We start from the raw sequence: 15,309 nt of genomic DNA on the forward strand, positions 1-15,309 counted from the left end.
GTCGGACCTCTGGAAACCGTGTGCCTCGCGCGCTACCGTGGCAGCATGAGCGCAATGGATCTGGCCACCCTCCGCCGCCTGGCCGCGGAGGGCAACGAAGAGGCCGCGAACCGGCTCGCCGAACTCGCGGCGACTCGCGGCGACCTGGCCGAACTGCGCGAGCTAGTGGATTCCGGCAACGAACTCGCCGGCGAGAAGCTCGCGCAGCTCGCGGGGGAGCGCGGCGACATCGACGAGTTGCGCCGTCTGGTCGGCGCGGGAAACGAACTGGCGGCAGACAAGCTGGCCCAGTTCGCCGCGGCGCGGGAGGACATCGACGAACTCAGCCGTCTCGCCGACGAGGGCAACGAGGTTGCTGCGACACTCCTGACCCAGCTCATCCGTGGAACCGGGTAGGGGAGCCAACCATGGCAGTGACGGGTATCGGCGGGCTCTTCTTCCGCAGCAATGATCCGGACACCCGGGCGGCCTGGTACCGGGAGCACCTCGGTATCGAAGCGGGCCAGGCCGGCGTCTGGCAGCAGCAGGCAGGCCCGACCGTGTTCGCGCCGTTCCCCTCCGAAAGCGACTATTTCTCAGAGAAGCACTCGTTCATGCTCAACCTCCGTGTGACGGACCTCGACGCGCTCACCGCACGGCTCACGGCGGCGGGAGTCCACGTCGAGCGTCGCCCAGAGTGGGATACGACCGACTACGGCCGCTTCGCCCGCATCCACGATCCCGAGGGGCTTCCGATCGAGCTCTGGGAGCCTCCGGCCTGAACGGGCCGGATCGCATCAGCCTACCCATTCGCCCTGCCAACTGACATAATGTGCATTATCGGTCATTACCGGATGCCTGTAATCTGAGCCGTGTCGTCGTTGTTTCGTCGTCGTTGTTTTGTCGGCGTTATCGCGTCGGATTCTGTCTGACGGCCACCGGAGCCGGGCGGCCCGGTCAGGCGCCGACGTACGCAGCGAGGAACTGGCCGGTGAGGGTCGACCGGGCGGCGACGAGATCGGCGGGCGTTCCTTCGAAGACGATCCGTCCGCCGTCGTGGCCCGCACCGGGGCCGAGGTCGATGATCCAGTCGGCGTGTGCCATGACCGCCTGGTGGTGTTCGACGACGATCACGGACTTGCCGGAGTCGACCAGCCTGTCGAGCAGGCCGAGAAGCTGCTCGACGTCGGCGAGGTGGAGGCCGGTGGTCGGTTCGTCCAGGACGTAGATGTCGCCTTTCTCTGCCATCTGGCTCGCGAGCTTGAGCCGCTGTCGTTCGCCCCCGGACAGGGTCGTCAGCGGCTGTCCCAGGCCGAGATAGCCGAGTCCGACATCGGCCAGCCGGACGAGGATCGAGTGAGCGGCGGGCGTGCGCGCCTCCCCCGAACCGAAGAAACTTTCGGCCTCGGTGACCGACATGGCAAGGACCTCGCTGATGTCGCGCCCGCCGAGGTGGTAGTCGAGCACGGATGCCTCGAACCGCTTGCCCTCGCAGACCTCGCAGGTCGTCGCGACGGTGGCCATCACGCCGAGGTCGGTGTAGATGACGCCTGCCCCGTTGCAATTGGCGCAGGCGCCCTCGGAGTTGGAACTGAACAGCGCAGGCTTGACCCCGTTGGCTTTGGCGAAGGCCTTGCGGATCGGCTCGAGCATTCCGGTGTACGTCGCCGGGTTGCTGCGTCGGGAACCCCGGATGCCACCCTGGTCGATCGACACCACATCCGCGCCTGCCGGGATGGAACCGTGCACGAGCGAACTCTTTCCCGACCCGGCCACCCCGGTCAGCACGACGAGCACGCCGAGCGGGATGTCGACGTCGACGCCCTGCAGGTTGTTCCTCGTTGCGCCGCGGATCTCGAGCGCCCCCCTGGGCGTGCGCACGGTGTTCTTGAGGGCGGAGCGGTCGTCGAAATGACGACCGGTCAGGGTGCCGCTGGATCGGAGTTCCTCGACGGTGCCCTCGAAGCAGACCGTGCCGCCGGCCGTTCCCGCGCCAGGGCCGAGGTCGACGACGTGGTCGGCGATCACGATCGTCTCCGGCTTGTGCTCGACGACGAGCACCGTGTTCCCCTTGTCCCGCAGCTGCAGCAGCAAGGTGTTCATCCGTTCGATGTCATGGGGGTGCAGCCCGATGGTGGGTTCGTCGAAGACGTAGGTCACGTCGGTCAGCGAGGATCCCAGGTGCCGGATCATCTTGGTGCGCTGGGCTTCACCGCCGGAGAGGGTGCCGGCCGGCCGGTCAAGGGAGAGATAGCCCAGTCCGATCTCGACGAAGGAATCGAGGAGCTGGCGCAGCGCGGTCAGGAGCGGCAACACGGAGGGTTCGTCGAGAGCGCGAACCCACCCGGCCAGGTCGCTGATCTGCAGGGAGCAGGCATCCGCGATACTGATGCCTGCGACCTTCGAGGACCGCGCGGCCGCACTGAGGCGGGTCCCCCGGCACTCCGGGCAGGTCGTGAACGTGACCGCGCGGTCCACGAACACGCGGATGTGCGGCTGCATCGCCTCGCGGTCTTTGGAGAGGAAGGCCTTCTGGACCTTGGGGACCAGACCCTCGTAGGTCATGTTGATGTCCCCCACCTTCACCTTGGTCGGTTCCCGGTACAGGAAGTCCTCGAGCTCCTGCGCGCTGTAGTCGCGGATCGGCTTGTCCGCGTCGAGGAAGCCCGACCCCGTGAAGATCCGCACGCCCCAGCCGTCCGGGGTGTAGCCGGGAATCGTGAGCGCACCCTCGTTGAGCGATTTGGCGGAATCATAGAGCTGGGTGAGGTCGATGTCGTTGACCGTGCCCATGCCCTCGCACCGGGGGCACATGCCGCCGGTGATCGTGAAACTGCGTCGTTCCTTCACGGTCTTGCCCGCCCGTTCGAGCGTGACCGCTCCCGCTCCGCTGATCGAGGCGACGTTGAAGGAGTACGCCTGCGGCGAGCCGATATGCGGCTGCCCCAGCCGGCTGAAGAGGATGCGCAGCAGCGCGTTCGCGTCGGTCGCGGTTCCGACCGTTGACCGGGAATTGGCGCCCATGCGCTCCTGGTCGACGATGATCGCGGTCGTGAGCCCCTCGAGCACGTCCACATCCGGCCGCGCGAGGGTCGGCATGAAGCCCTGCAGGAAGGCGCTGTACGTCTCGTTGATCATCCGCTGGGACTCTGCGGCGATCGTACTGAACACGAGGGAACTCTTTCCCGAACCGGAGACGCCGGTGAACACCGTCAGGCGACGTTTCGGGATGTCGATGGTGACGTTCTTGAGGTTGTTCTCCCTCGCGCCCTGAACCCGAATCAGATCGTGGATGTCGGCGGCGTGCGGAGGAAGACTCATCATGGCTCCATTCAACCAGCATCGCGCAATGCGCGAGCGGGGTGAACTCCCCCGGCGACCATTGCGCGCCAGGGGCCCTCCTCGCTACAGTCTGGGTGACCGAACCAGACGCCCAGGCGTCCCCAGTGGTATTTCGAGTCCGAGGAGCGCAGTCATGTCTCATCCCGTCACCGAATTCGATCTCACGGTGGACACGAGCCGCCTGAGCAAGCCCGAACTGACCACGATGCGAACCGCCATGGCCGTCGGCGGGGTCGTCGCCATCGTGCTCGGCGTGATGATCCTGGTCTGGCCGGGAGCGACGCTCACCATCGTGGCCGTCCTCTTCGGCCTCTACTTCCTGATCGGCGGAATCGTCCGGATCGTGCGCGGCATCGTCATGGCCGGCGGCGGCGCAGGCGTCCGGGTGCTGAACATCCTGCTCGGTGTGCTGCTGCTCGTCGCCGGTGTCATCGCGATCCGCAATCCGATCGGGACGATCGCCGTGCTCGGCATGGTCATCGGGATCTCGTGGCTGATCGAGGGTGTTGCGGCGCTCGTCGAAACGGCCTCGGACTCGAGCAGGTGGTTCGGCATCCTCTTCGCTGTGATCAGCATCGTGGCCGGAATCGTGGTGCTGCTCTCCCCCGTGAACTCGCTCGGCGTGCTCGTCATCGTCGGCGGGGTGTTCCTGATCGTGTCCGGCCTGGTCCAGCTGGTTGTGTCGTTCACGCTCGGACGCGGCGCGCGCACCAGCGTCACAGACTGACCTCGCTAGTCGGTGACCATGTCGGTGGTGTCGCCGACGTACCGGGTGTTGCCCGCGGGAACCGGCTCGACGGCGGCCAGGGCCACCTCTGCGGCGAATTCGCTCACGTTGTACAGGCGACCTGCGGCGACCTTGCGGGCGCTCATCGTTCCGGGGCTCGAACGCTCGAGGAGCGTCGCGGTGACGGTGCCCTCGATAATGTCTCCGGAGACCACGACGAAACCGATGCCTTCGGAGTCGAGTTCGGGGATGAGCGCGCGCAGCGCGTCCTCACCCGCACGCTTGCTCCGCGCGACCGGTACGTACTCCGGCATGGTCGGGGCTGTCTCGAAGAAGTGCGCCTGGTGGCTCGTGACGAACACGACCCTGGCGCCGGCGCCCAGCAGGGGGCGAGCGGCCGCGAGCAGGTTGAGCTGGGCATCCCGGTTGAGCTTCATCGCGTAGTCGGGGGCCATCCCGGTTTCCATGCCGCCTGAGGCATTCATCACGAGGATGTCGAGTCCGCCGTATTCCGCGCGGATCGTTTCGATCATGGCTGCGACCGAGGCCTCATCGGTGAGGTCGGCGCCCGCGGTAATGGCCGTTCCGCCGGCCGCGCGGATGGCGTCGGCGACTTTGATCGCCCGCGCCTCCTTGTTGCGGAAGTTGATGACGACGCTCGCTCCGGCCTCCGCGAAGATTCCGACGGTCGCGGCTCCCACGCCCCGGGAAGAGCCGGTGACGAGGACACGCTGTCCGTTCAGTGAACCTGCGGCAAGTGGGTTGGTCACACGAACTCCTCAAATAACGAACTGGGTCTAGCAGAAGACCTTACCAAGAACCCCGACCCCGCCCTTGTCGGCACACCTGCTAGTTTGAGAAGGGGAACACAATGGGGAGGGTCACTATGGACGTATTCGCTGCGAATTACGCGTGGGTTGTCTGGCTAGTGCTCATATTGATCTTCATCACGATCGAGATGGTCACTCTTGACCTCACGTTCCTGATGATTTCCCTTGGCAGTCTCGGCGGCCTGATTTCCGGCCTGTTCGGTGTGCCGTGGTGGGGCCAGCTCGTGATCGCGGCGCTCCTGTCCATGGTGCTGCTGCTCGGCATCCGCCCGCCCCTGCTCCGGGTGCTCAAACGAGGTGGCGACCCGACCCTCAGCAACGTCGACGCCCTCCTCGGCCAGGACGGTCACATCGTGAGCTCGACCGGCGCCCTCGCCCAGGTGCGCCTCGCGAACGGTGAGACCTGGACCGCGCGCTTCTCCCCCCTCGTCGAGCCGGCCGTTTTTACGCCGGGCGAACGCGTCATCGTCATCGCCATCGACGGGGCGACCGCAGTGGTCATCCCCGCAGAAAGGAACATTTCATGAATGATCCGACCCAGGTCGTCGTGCAGGTGATCGTTGTGGCCTTCGTCGCGGCGCTGGTCATCTTCGTGATCGTCACCCTCGCGAAATCCATCCGCATCATTCCCCAGGCCAGGGCCGGGGTCGTGGAAAGGCTGGGCAGGTACCACAAGACGCTCATGCCCGGCCTCAACATCCTGATCCCGTTCGTCGACAGGCTGCGTCCCCTCATCGACCTGCGCGAGCAGGTCGTGTCCTTCCCGCCCCAGCCGGTGATCACCGAGGACAACCTCGTCGTGTCGATCGACACGGTCGTGTACTTCCAGGTGACGGATGCCCGGGCAGCGACCTATGAGATCGCCAACTACCTGGGCGCGGTCGAACTGCTCACGACGACGACCCTCCGTAACGTCGTCGGCGGGCTGAACCTCGAGGAAGCGCTTACGAGCCGTGACAACATCAACGGCCAGCTCCGCATCGTTCTCGACGAAGCAACGGGCAAGTGGGGCATCCGGGTCGGCAGAGTCGAGCTCAAGGCCATCGATCCGCCGCACTCCATCCAGGACTCGATGGAGAAGCAGATGCGCGCCGAGCGTGACCGTCGCGCGCTGATCCTGACCGCAGAGGGCACCAAGCAGTCCGCCATCCTCACGGCGGAGGGCGCCCGACAGGCGGCCATCCTCTCCGCGGAGGGCGACGCGAAGGCGGCTGTGCTGCGGGCCCAGGGTGAGGCCGAGGCCATCACGACCGTGTTCCGGGCGATCCACGAAGGCGACCCCGACCCGAAACTCCTCGCCTACCAGTACCTGATGACCCTGCCGAAGCTCGCAGAGGGCAGTGCGAACAAGCTGTGGATCGTGCCGAGCGAACTCACCGAGGCGATGAAGGGCATCGGCCGCGCTTTCGGAGAGCGGCCCGTCGCCGGTTCCTCCACCTCCCCGGCCGCCGCTCCCCCGGCTGCCGCGTCCGCCGGGCCGTCCGTGGAGATTCCCGCCGACGCGCCGGCCGGCTCACACGCCGCAGAGGGGTAGCCCCGTGGTTTCGGGCGGCCCCCCTGCATTCCTGGCCGGGTCGCCCCCGCGCATTTTCGCGCACCGCGGCCTCGCACTGAACGCCCCCGAGAACACGGTCCTCGCCTTCCGGCACGCGCTCGAGCACGGCGCGACCCACCTGGAGACCGACGTGCACGCCTCCCGTGACGGGGTCGCCGTGCTCAGTCATGACGCGAGTCTGGCACTGCCCGAGTTGGACATCCCGCTCGAGGAGCTGCGTATCGCCGAACTGCAGCGGATCGACCTCGGCTACGGCCAGTCCTTCTCCTCACTGACGGAAGCCCTCGAGGCCTTCCCGGAGGCGCTGTTCAACCTCGACGTGAAATCCGAGGGCGCCATTGCCGCGACGGCGGCCGCCGTTCTTGCGGCGGGAGCGACCGGGCGGGTCCTGGTGACCTCGTTCTCCGAGGAACGACGCAGGAAGACGCTCCGGCTCCTTCCCGGAGTCGCGTCGAGCGCGTCCGCGCCGGTTGTGGCTCAGTCCGTTGTCGCCGCGCGGCTCGGGAACAGGGCGCTGCTGCGACGCGTTCTCAACGGATGCGTTGCGGTCCAGGTTCCGGAGACGGCATCAGTGCTGCGAGTGGTGACACCCCACTTCGTAAGGGCCATCCACTCGGCGGGCGTCGAGGTTCACGTCTGGACGGTCAACGACCCCGCCGCCATGGAACGACTGCTGGACACCGGTGTCGACGGCCTTGTCACCGACCGACCAGACCTCGCCGCCGCGCTCGTGGACCGCAGATCCGACCGTGGAACCGACCGCGGAACAGCCCGCGACACGCCCGGCATGCCATAAATCCCACTTCCGAAACTGAGAGTTATCACCGAGTAGGGGCATAACGGAAAGATAACGCCCAGCTTGACGGTTTATAACTGAGAGTTGCATCGCGAGAGGAGACCACACAATGGCGGATCGCAGTTTGCGTGGCATGAGGTTGGGCGCACAAAGCCTTCAAAGCGAAGAGGGCGTAACCTTTTCACCACGAGTTAGTCACACATACCTGTGTGCAACGTGCTCACGAGAGACGGTGATGATCTTTTCGGCGGAGGCGGAGGCCCCCGACGAGTGGGAATGCCGGTTCTGTTCCCAGACGGCCACCCGGCTCGTCGATTCCAAGCCCGTCATCGTCGATCACTCGGCCGAGAAGGTACCGCGCACACACTGGGACATGCTCCTGGAACGTCGCACCCGTCCCGAGCTCGAGGAACTGTTGCAGGAGCGCCTCGCGTTCCTCCGCGCACGTCGCGGCCAGCAGAAGATCGGCGCCTGACACCGAGCAGACACTACGCACGCACCCGATTCCGTCGGGTGCGTTCTGCGTTAACCGGCCGGATCGATGCCACCTCTGCACGCCGGCGCGCATCGCTCCGGGCGGACGGCGCGAAGAACAGGCAGAAGACGAGCCCCGCGAGTCCGAGCCCGGAGACAAGCCACTCGATGCCCCGACCGGCAACCATCGCGGGGGTCAGCGTCGTGCTGAGCGGAACGGTCTGCACCATGGCCCCTGGCACCCACGTCGGCAGGCTGTCCATCGTGTGGCCGTCGGGCGCGATGATGGCGCTCGACCCGACCGTCGAAATATTGACGACGGTCCGCCCGGCCTCGATTGCGCGCAGACGGGCGATCGCGAGCTGCTGGACGCTCTCGTCCGTGTGCCCGAAGTCGGCGTTGTTGGTCTGCGCCAGGATGACCGTGGCCCCGGAGTCGATCATCTGGTGAACCAGCTGGTCGTCTGCGATGTCGAAGCAGATCGCGATGCCGGCCAGGATCCCGTTGACGTCGAAGACGTTCGGCTGGGTGCCGAGCTGGTAGTCCCGCGAGATCAGGTCGATCAACTCCGGGGCAAAGGGGCGCCAAAATGCCCGATCAGGCATGTATTCTGCGAACGGTACCGGGTGGACCTTGTCGTAGAGCGCTGTGACGCCCTCCCCCGCCTTCCAGAGCAGGCTCGTGTTGTAGTACTTGCCGTCCCGGTACGTGATCGTTCCCGTGATGAGCGGGGCCACCATCGCGCGGCTGACGTAGTCGAGGACGTCGGCGGCGTCCTGCGACCGGGTCGGGTCGATGTCACTGCCGTTCTCCGGCCACACGACGAAGTCGACCGGCTGCCCGACGAGCGGGAGGGTGGCTGAGGTGTGGTCGGCGAGGATCTGCCCCGGCGAATACCGCGCAAAGAGCCCGGCATCGGAAGCGCCCTGGACGGCGGCGATCCTGGCCTCCCCCGACTGGGCGATGGACACCGCCGGCACGAGGAGGAGCAGGGCGACGGATGCCGTGAGCACGGTCCACCTGGCCAGCACGCCCCAGCCCACCTCACGCAGCAGCTGCAGCGCGAGGGCACTCAGCCAGACGATCAGGAAGGTGAGCCCGGACATCCCGACCCAGGCGACGAGGCCGGCAAACGGACTCTCCGACTGCGAGATCGCCACGCGGCCCCAGGCGAAGCCGCCGTACGGCCAGACCGCGGAAATCGCCTCACGCGCCGTCCAGAGGCCGGCCACGACCAGCGGAACCATGCCCAGGCGTCCCCATCGGGTCGGCCAGGCCAGCGGTCCGCGGTTGAGGACCACGGCGATGAGCCACAGCCCGACGCCGAAGAAGATCGCCTCGAGTCCGCCGAGGGCGAGCCAGGGCACCGGGCCGAGGTAGAGGGTGATCCAGCTGATGTGGATCAGCCAGAAGGACAGTCCGGCGACCATGCCGACCAGAAGCGCCGGTCCCGGCCGGCGGCCGAGCAGGGCGAGGAACATCAGCAGTACGCCGACCGGAGCGAGGATCCACCAGGAGCGGTCGGGGAACCCGCCGTCGAGGATGGCGCCCGCGCCCGCTGCCAGCACCAGGGCGGCCGGGAGCGGCAGGCGGAAGTCCCCGCGGTCCGCGGACCTCCCGACGCGGTTCACCTGTACGTCGACACGCTTCACCGGGGCGACACTCACCGGCACGACACTCACCGGCACGACACCCGCCTGCACGACACTCATCTGCACGGCCTAGGCGAACGACGAGTATGCGACGATGCCGCGTCGAATGGCATCGAGCGCGATCCGGGCTGTCGCGCCGACCGGGGCATCGGCGACGACGGACAGCTGATCAAGGAGGTCGATGGTCTGCTTGGTCCAGCGCACGAAGTCCCCCGCGGCCATTTCGGCCTCGTCGAGGACGTCGATGAGCGAGCCGTCACGGGCCCATTTCCACATGGCAAGGCTGAGCCCGACCGCGAGCGGGTTACTGCCAGGCAGCTGGTGGTCCCGTTCGAGGTCGTCGAGGCGGCTCCAGAGCTCCTGGGTGTCGTGCAGGGCTGCGCGGAACGGGCCCCGCGGCAGGTAGCGCTCGTCGATCAGTCCCTCTTCGCGTCTCGGTTCGAACACGAGGGCGCAGGCCATCGCCGCGAGTCCGGCCGGGTCGAGGTCGTTCCACAAGCCGCGGCGCAGGGACTCGGCGACGAGCAGGTCCCTGTCGGCATAGATCCGCCGGAGGATGAGGCCGCTCTCGCTCAGGGTCACCGCACCGTCCCGGTCTTCGAGCAGGTAGCCGTAACCGAGGAGGACCTCGGTGACGCGGTCGAAGACGCGGGCGACGGCTCCCGTGCGGGTCGTGATCTGCTTGGTGAGGGCATCCGTTTCGCGACGCAGTTTCCACCACCGCTGCGCCCAGCGGGCGTGCGACTCGCGCTCGGGGCAGTTGTGGCACGGATGCGCGCGCAGCCGCTTCCGGAGGCTCGCGAGCTCGCGCTGGCGGCGTTCCTTCGCCGCGCGGGCGCCGGTCTCCCCCGTGAGCGTCTCGCGTTCGACCTCGGTGAGCCGGCGGCGGATCGCCGAGTACTCGGTGAAGTCTCCGAGGTGGCAGACCATCGAGGCGGCGAAGCCCGTGAGGGATTCCTCCTGCTGGCGGACGGCCCTCGCCATGTCGACGACAGCCCTGTCGGCCTGGAACTGGGCGAATGAGGATTCCAGGACCGTGCGGGTGCGGTCACGGCCGAACTGGTCGATCAGGTTCACGGCCATGTTGTAGGTCGGCTTGAAGCTCGAATTGAGCGGGTACGTGCGCCGGGAGGCGAGCGATGCGACGGTCTGCGGGTCGAGTCCTGAGGCCCACTGGATGACCGAGTGGCCTTCGACGTCGATGCCGCGGCGGCCGGCGCGGCCGGTGAGCTGGGTGTACTCCCCCGGCGTGATCGGGACCCGGGCCTCGCCGTTGAACTTCTCGAGCTTGTCGAGGACGACGGTTCGCGCGGGCATGTTGATCCCGAGGGCGAGGGTCTCCGTCGCGAAGACCGCTTTGACGAGCTTCTTCTGGAAGAGTTCCTCGACGACCTCCTTGAAGGCGGGGAGCATGCCGGCATGGTGGGCGGCGACGCCGCGTTCGAGACCGTCGAGCCATTCGAAGTAGCCGAGCACGCCGAGGTCCTCGTCGAGCAGGGTGCGGCAGCGTTCGTCGACGATCGCACGGATCTCGGCCCGTTCCGCGGCATCGGTCAGGCGGACGCCTGCCCGCAGGACCTGGTTGACCGCCTGGTCGCAGCCGACCCTGCTGAAGATGAAGAAGATGGCGGGGAGCAGATGCTTGCCGCCGAGGAGCCGGACGATCTCGGCTCGGTCCATCCTGCCCGGTTCGAAGGTCGAACGCGGGGGCTGCGCGCGGCCGCGGTTGCCCCCGTGCCTGCCATCCTGGCGGACGGAGACCCCGCGGCCCGCGCCCTGGGCGAGGCGGACCAGTTCCGGGTTCACCCGGTGGGTTCCCGCGGCACCCGCAGCGTCGAACAGGTCGAGCATCTTGCTCTTGACGAGCACGTGCTGCTCGAGCGGCACGGGCCGTTCCTCGGAGACGATGACGTCGGTCTCGCCGCGGACGGCCTGCAGCCAGTCGCCGAACTCCTCCGCGTTGGACACGGTCGCACTCAGCGACACCATCCGCACGTTCTGGGGCAGGTGGATGATGACCTCTTCCCAGACGGCGCCGCGGAACCGGTCGGCGAGGAAGTGCACTTCGTCGAGCACCACGAAGGCGAGGTTGGTGAGCAGGTCGGAGTCCGCGTAGAGCATGTTGCGCAGCACCTCGGTCGTCATGACGACGATCCGGGCCTGCGGGTTCACGTTGGTGTCTCCGGTGAGGAGGCCGACTTCGTCCGCCCCGTACTCGGCGACGAGCTCCTGGAACTTCTGGTTGCTGAGCGCCTTCATCGGGGCGGTGTAGAAGACCTTTTTGGTCGACTGCTTCATCGCCAGGTAGATCGCGAACTCCGCGATCAGGGTCTTGCCCGCTCCGGTCGGTGCCGCCACGAGGACGCTGTTGCCGTCCTCGAGGGAGGCGCAGGCGGCGATCTGGAACGGGTCGAGGTCGAACCGGAGGCCGGCTCGGAAAGCTGAGAGCCTGGGGCGGCTCGCCCGGTCTCGGGCCGCTGCGAAGCGCTCGGCCGGCGTCGGCTCGGCCGGGGTCTGGAGAGAGGTCATGGTCGACGCCTAGAGCGCCAGCTCCTGTTCGAATGCGAGGGCGCGCCGGGCGGCACGCCGGTCGTGCAGCACGGCCACCCCGTACGCGGCGAAGTACAGCACCACCATGGGGATGGCGAGGAGGAACATCGACACGACGTCAGCGGCGGGGGTCGCGATCGCGGTGAAAAGGATGATCACGAGGATGGCGACCCGCCAGGACTTGATGATCGACTGCGCACTGATCACCCCGGCGAAGTTCAGCAGCACGATGAAGACGGGCAGCACAAATGCGATCCCGATCGCGACGACGAGTTTTAGCACGAAATCGAAATAGCTCTGAGCGGTGATGAGCGCGGCGTCCTGTGACGGTGCGAAGCCCGTCATGAGTTCAACGACGTGCGGCAGGACGTAGAAGCCGGCGGCACAGCCCGCCAGGAACAGCGGCACCGCGGTGAAGAAGAAGCCGAAGGTGTAACGCTTCTCGGTTCGGGTCAGTCCGGGCATCAGGAACGCGAAGACCTGGTACAGCCACATCGGGCTCGAGATGACGATTCCGACGTAGACGGAGATCTTGAGCTTGAGGTCGAAGGCGCTCGTGATGTCCGGGTAGTTCAGCTGCGCGCTGCGCCCCTGTGCCGACGCGATCGTGTAAATCGGCTCCCTGAGGGCGTTCCACACGAAATCGGACAGGAAATAGCCGATCACGGCGCCGACGAGTATTCCGGCTGCCGCGAGGAAGAGGCGTTTCCGCAGCTCGAGCAGATGCTGTCCGAGGGACATCTTCCCGTCGGAGTTCGTGCGCCGAGGAGTGCGCCCAGGCACGGAGGTTACGGCTTTGTCGTCGGATCGGGCGCGTCGGCTCCCGGGGCGGAGTCCGTCCCCGGTGCGCTCTTCGTCTCAGCGGGCTCATCGCTGCGGATCTCACTCTTGAAGATCTTCATCGACTGGCCGAGGCTGCGCGCGAGTGCGGGAAGCTTGGGCGCACCGAAGAGCAGCAGAACGATGACAAGGATGATCAGGAAGTGCCATCCGGTCAGGTTGTTAAGCATGAGGGCGTGTCCTCTTCATCGGTGGGTCTGGTCTAACGATCGGGCCGTGTTGCAACAGCTTACCTCTGGCGATCCGACGATCGCGCCGTTCCTGCCTGGAGCGTTCACGCGCGGTGCGGTGCAGGTCGACGGTCAGGGCGAGTTCGTTCACGTCCGCGAAGATCGCAGGACGCCGCGGCGGCCGTGTCTCCTCGGCCGGGTCCGTGTCGAGTTCCCCGACGAGGTCACCGAGCGCGCCGACTGCATCCGCGAGCGCCATCAGCTTCCGGAAGAGCATGACGGCGAACCAGGCCAGCATGCCGAGGAGGACGAGCACCAGGCCGGTCCAGATCAGGAGCCAACTCCACCACGGCATCGGCTACTCCCCCGGCCCTGCCGGTGCACTGGGTGCCGCAGGCTCCGAATACCGTGCCGCGCCGGCATCCGCCCACGCGCGCACGATCTCGCGAGCGGCGGCGGGCTCGACGACGGTCACGACCCCGGAGAGACCCGCGACGAGGCGTTTGAGTGCGTGGTAGTGCGAGACACGCAGGGTCGCCCTGACCCGGTCACCCGCGAGGTGCTGGACCGGGCGGCCGGAGAGGTAGTCGCCCAGGAGCGGCAGCGCACCGGCAGCGAGCTCCACGACGACGTCCAGGTCGGATTCGGAGCCCTGGAACAGGGTCTCCGGCAGCACGAGTTCCTCGGTGCGGCTCGTCACGGGGCGATCGGTGACGGTGAGGGCGCTCATCCGGTCGAGCCGGAACGTCCGGACGGCTCCGCGCAGGTGGCACCAGCCGCGCAGGTACCAGTCCCGGTCGACGGATTCGACGCGGAGCGGGTCGACGTAGCGTTCTTCCTGCCCGCCGCGGGCGTTCAGGTAGTCGAACCTGACCTGGACGCCGGAGCGCAGTGCGGACTGGATGAGGGAGATGGCGTCTCCCGAGGTACGAGCGGATACGGCGAGCTGGCTCGGCGCGGCGGTGGCGCTCCGGCTGAGCTTGGCCATCAAGGATGCGATCGCATCCCGGTCGGCGTTCTCGGGAAGCGAGGAGAGGTATTGCAGCCCTGCGATGAGCGCGGCGGCCTCGCGGGCGGAGAACCGTGGCGAGTCCTCGATCGCCACGAGGTGGGTCAGCACGATCGTGTCGTCGGCCTCGAACTGGCCCCACTCGATGTCGAAGAGATCCCCTGGCAGGTACTGGCTCGTGTCTCCGGGCACCCCGGAAACGGCGATGAGGGTGACCGCGTCGCGCACCCGCTCTGGCGCGACGCCGAAGTGAGCGGCGACGTCCGTGACGCTGATGCCGTCGTGGTCGATGAGATAGGGAACGAGCGAGAGCAGGAACGTGAGCTTGTCGGGGGCGCCGAGGGGCACGCGGGGGGTCATGAACGCACCTCGAGCGGCTCATGGGCGTCGCGGACGCGCACCAGCCGGTCGAGCACGGCGTCCCGGAGGGCCGGCGGGGAGAGCACGAGGACCTCGGGACCGAACCCGGAAAGCTCGTCCGCGAGGATGTTGAGGTCCGTGTAGTGCAGGACGAGTGCCGCGATCGGCTGGGCGCCGCCGGAGGCATCCGCCGCCCGTTTGCCGAGACGCACCGCGGCATCGCTGCCCGGGAGGACCTCGATCTCAGCGACGTTGGCCGCGGAGAGCGCATCGAGTTCGGCGAGGGCGGTCTGGCCGGCGTCCGGCCCGGATTCGGGTGCGACCAGGTCGGGGACGACCACGACCGGTCCGACGATGCGGGACAGCAGGAACGTGCGGGTCGCCCCGGCGTCGAGGTCGGTACCGAACAGGTGCCAACGGCTTTCGTGCTGGACGACGGCGCGCGGCGCCACCTGACGGCGCCGGGGCGCCGCCTCGCCGGGCTTGAGGTAGAGGAAGGAGACCACGTGCGCGCGGTCCATGGCCTTGCTGAGCGGTTCGAAGGACGCGTCGCGGACCCGGAGGGTCGGGGCGTACCCGAGCACGGGGTCGCCGTCCGCTCCGCCGAGCGCGTTGAGCTTGGTCAGGGCGCGCCGGGACTCCGCCGAGAGCGATCCCTCGCGCCACACGGTCGCGGCGAGCTTGAGCAGCATCAGTTCGTCACCGGAGAAGGACACGTCGGTCGGAAGTTCGTAGAGCCCCTTGGGGATCCGGTAGCGCAGGTACCGGTTATTGCCGGGATCGTCGGGCTGTTCGACGGTCTCGAGCGGGATTCCGAGTTCGCGGATGTCGTCCTTGTCCCGCTCGAACTGCCGTTCCAGGCTCGCATTGTCGCCGCTGTGCACGTAGCGCTGCCGGTAGCCCTGAACGGTCGAGAGGATGTCGGCCTTCGTGAGGCCGATCTCGGTCGCTATCAGGGCCAGCACGAGGCTGAACAGGCGTTCTTCAACCGTGACGCGGTTGATCGGTTCGGGGGTCGTCGACAC

At 67.3% G+C, this 15,309-nt stretch carries 16 protein-coding genes; 7 read left to right on the plus strand and 9 right to left on the minus strand.

Going from position 1 to position 15,309, the window contains the following annotated elements; translation table 11 throughout:
• Positions 1-45 precede the first annotated feature (45 nt).
• Together RHM57_RS07390 and RHM57_RS07395 are read left to right on the plus strand one after the other, a co-directional pair.
• Complete coding sequence (locus RHM57_RS07390; protein ID WP_198413353.1) at positions 46-396, plus strand: hypothetical protein; 351 nt, start codon at positions 46-48, stop codon at positions 394-396.
• Positions 397-407: 11 nt separating this feature from the next.
• A complete protein-coding gene (locus RHM57_RS07395) occupies positions 408-761 on the plus strand; it encodes a VOC family protein (protein WP_134558400.1) in 354 nt (117 codons plus the stop codon).
• A gap of 175 nt (positions 762-936) precedes the next feature.
• Here the strand turns inward: RHM57_RS07395 and RHM57_RS07400 are convergent, their stop codons facing one another.
• A complete protein-coding gene (locus RHM57_RS07400; RefSeq protein WP_322189682.1) occupies positions 937-3,303 on the minus strand; it encodes an excinuclease ABC subunit UvrA in 2,367 nt (788 codons plus the stop codon).
• Between the two features lie 151 nt (positions 3,304-3,454).
• On the opposite strand from RHM57_RS07400, the gene RHM57_RS07405 reads away from it, so the two are divergent.
• On the plus strand, positions 3,455-4,048 hold the full coding sequence (locus RHM57_RS07405) for an HdeD family acid-resistance protein (protein ID WP_166787271.1): 594 nt from the start codon (positions 3,455-3,457) through the stop codon (positions 4,046-4,048).
• 5 nt (positions 4,049-4,053) lie between these two features.
• On the opposite strand, the gene RHM57_RS07410 is transcribed toward RHM57_RS07405, so the two are convergent.
• A complete protein-coding gene (locus RHM57_RS07410) occupies positions 4,054-4,818 on the minus strand; it encodes an SDR family oxidoreductase (RefSeq protein WP_134446556.1) in 765 nt (254 codons plus the stop codon).
• Positions 4,819-4,934: 116 nt separating this feature from the next.
• On the opposite strand from RHM57_RS07410, the gene RHM57_RS07415 reads away from it, so the two are divergent.
• From RHM57_RS07415 to RHM57_RS07430, 4 genes are all read left to right on the plus strand, one after another.
• Positions 4,935-5,405, plus strand: coding sequence for an NfeD family protein (locus tag RHM57_RS07415; RefSeq protein WP_134558398.1), 471 nt, complete (start codon positions 4,935-4,937; stop codon positions 5,403-5,405).
• A complete protein-coding gene (locus RHM57_RS07420) occupies positions 5,402-6,412 on the plus strand; it encodes an SPFH domain-containing protein (RefSeq protein ID WP_134446558.1) in 1,011 nt (336 codons plus the stop codon). The genes RHM57_RS07415 and RHM57_RS07420 overlap by 4 nt, the downstream gene beginning before the upstream one ends.
• A 4-nt stretch (positions 6,413-6,416) precedes the next feature.
• The gene (locus RHM57_RS07425; RefSeq protein WP_134446559.1) at positions 6,417-7,229 is read left to right on the plus strand and encodes a glycerophosphodiester phosphodiesterase family protein; all 813 of its coding nucleotides are present in this window, start codon (positions 6,417-6,419) and stop codon (positions 7,227-7,229) included.
• Positions 7,230-7,338: 109 nt separating this feature from the next.
• On the plus strand, positions 7,339-7,704 hold the full coding sequence (locus RHM57_RS07430; RefSeq protein WP_134446560.1) for an RNA polymerase-binding protein RbpA: 366 nt from the start codon (positions 7,339-7,341) through the stop codon (positions 7,702-7,704).
• Between the two features lie 13 nt (positions 7,705-7,717).
• Here the strand turns inward: RHM57_RS07430 and lnt are convergent, their stop codons facing one another.
• Genes lnt through RHM57_RS07465 form a run of 7 tightly spaced genes read right to left on the minus strand, consistent with a single transcriptional unit; the run spans position 7,718 to position 15,309 of the window.
• Complete coding sequence (gene lnt / locus RHM57_RS07435) at positions 7,718-9,415, minus strand: apolipoprotein N-acyltransferase (protein WP_322189683.1); 1,698 nt, start codon at positions 9,413-9,415, stop codon at positions 7,718-7,720.
• Between the two features lie 9 nt (positions 9,416-9,424).
• Positions 9,425-11,884: a DEAD/DEAH box helicase gene (locus RHM57_RS07440; protein WP_134446562.1), complete on the minus strand. Its 2,460-nt coding sequence runs from the start codon at positions 11,882-11,884 to the stop codon at positions 9,425-9,427.
• A 9-nt stretch (positions 11,885-11,893) separates the two neighbouring features.
• Positions 11,894-12,646: a twin-arginine translocase subunit TatC gene (gene tatC, locus RHM57_RS07445; RefSeq protein WP_134446563.1), complete on the minus strand. Its 753-nt coding sequence runs from the start codon at positions 12,644-12,646 to the stop codon at positions 11,894-11,896.
• 47 nt (positions 12,647-12,693) lie between these two features.
• Positions 12,694-12,915: a twin-arginine translocase TatA/TatE family subunit gene (gene tatA / locus RHM57_RS07450; protein WP_134446564.1), complete on the minus strand. Its 222-nt coding sequence runs from the start codon at positions 12,913-12,915 to the stop codon at positions 12,694-12,696.
• Positions 12,908-13,270, minus strand: coding sequence for a hypothetical protein (locus RHM57_RS07455; protein WP_134446565.1), 363 nt, complete (start codon positions 13,268-13,270; stop codon positions 12,908-12,910). The genes tatA and RHM57_RS07455 overlap by 8 nt, the downstream gene beginning before the upstream one ends.
• Positions 13,271-13,273: 3 nt before the next feature.
• A complete protein-coding gene (locus RHM57_RS07460) occupies positions 13,274-14,284 on the minus strand; it encodes a WYL domain-containing protein (protein ID WP_322135831.1) in 1,011 nt (336 codons plus the stop codon).
• The gene (locus RHM57_RS07465) at positions 14,281-15,309 is read right to left on the minus strand and encodes a helix-turn-helix transcriptional regulator (RefSeq protein WP_322189684.1); all 1,029 of its coding nucleotides are present in this window, start codon (positions 15,307-15,309) and stop codon (positions 14,281-14,283) included. The genes RHM57_RS07460 and RHM57_RS07465 overlap by 4 nt, the downstream gene beginning before the upstream one ends.

The organism is Cryobacterium sp. 10S3, from assembly GCF_034344045.1.
Lineage (GTDB): Bacteria > Actinomycetota > Actinomycetes > Actinomycetales > Microbacteriaceae > Cryobacterium > Cryobacterium glucosi.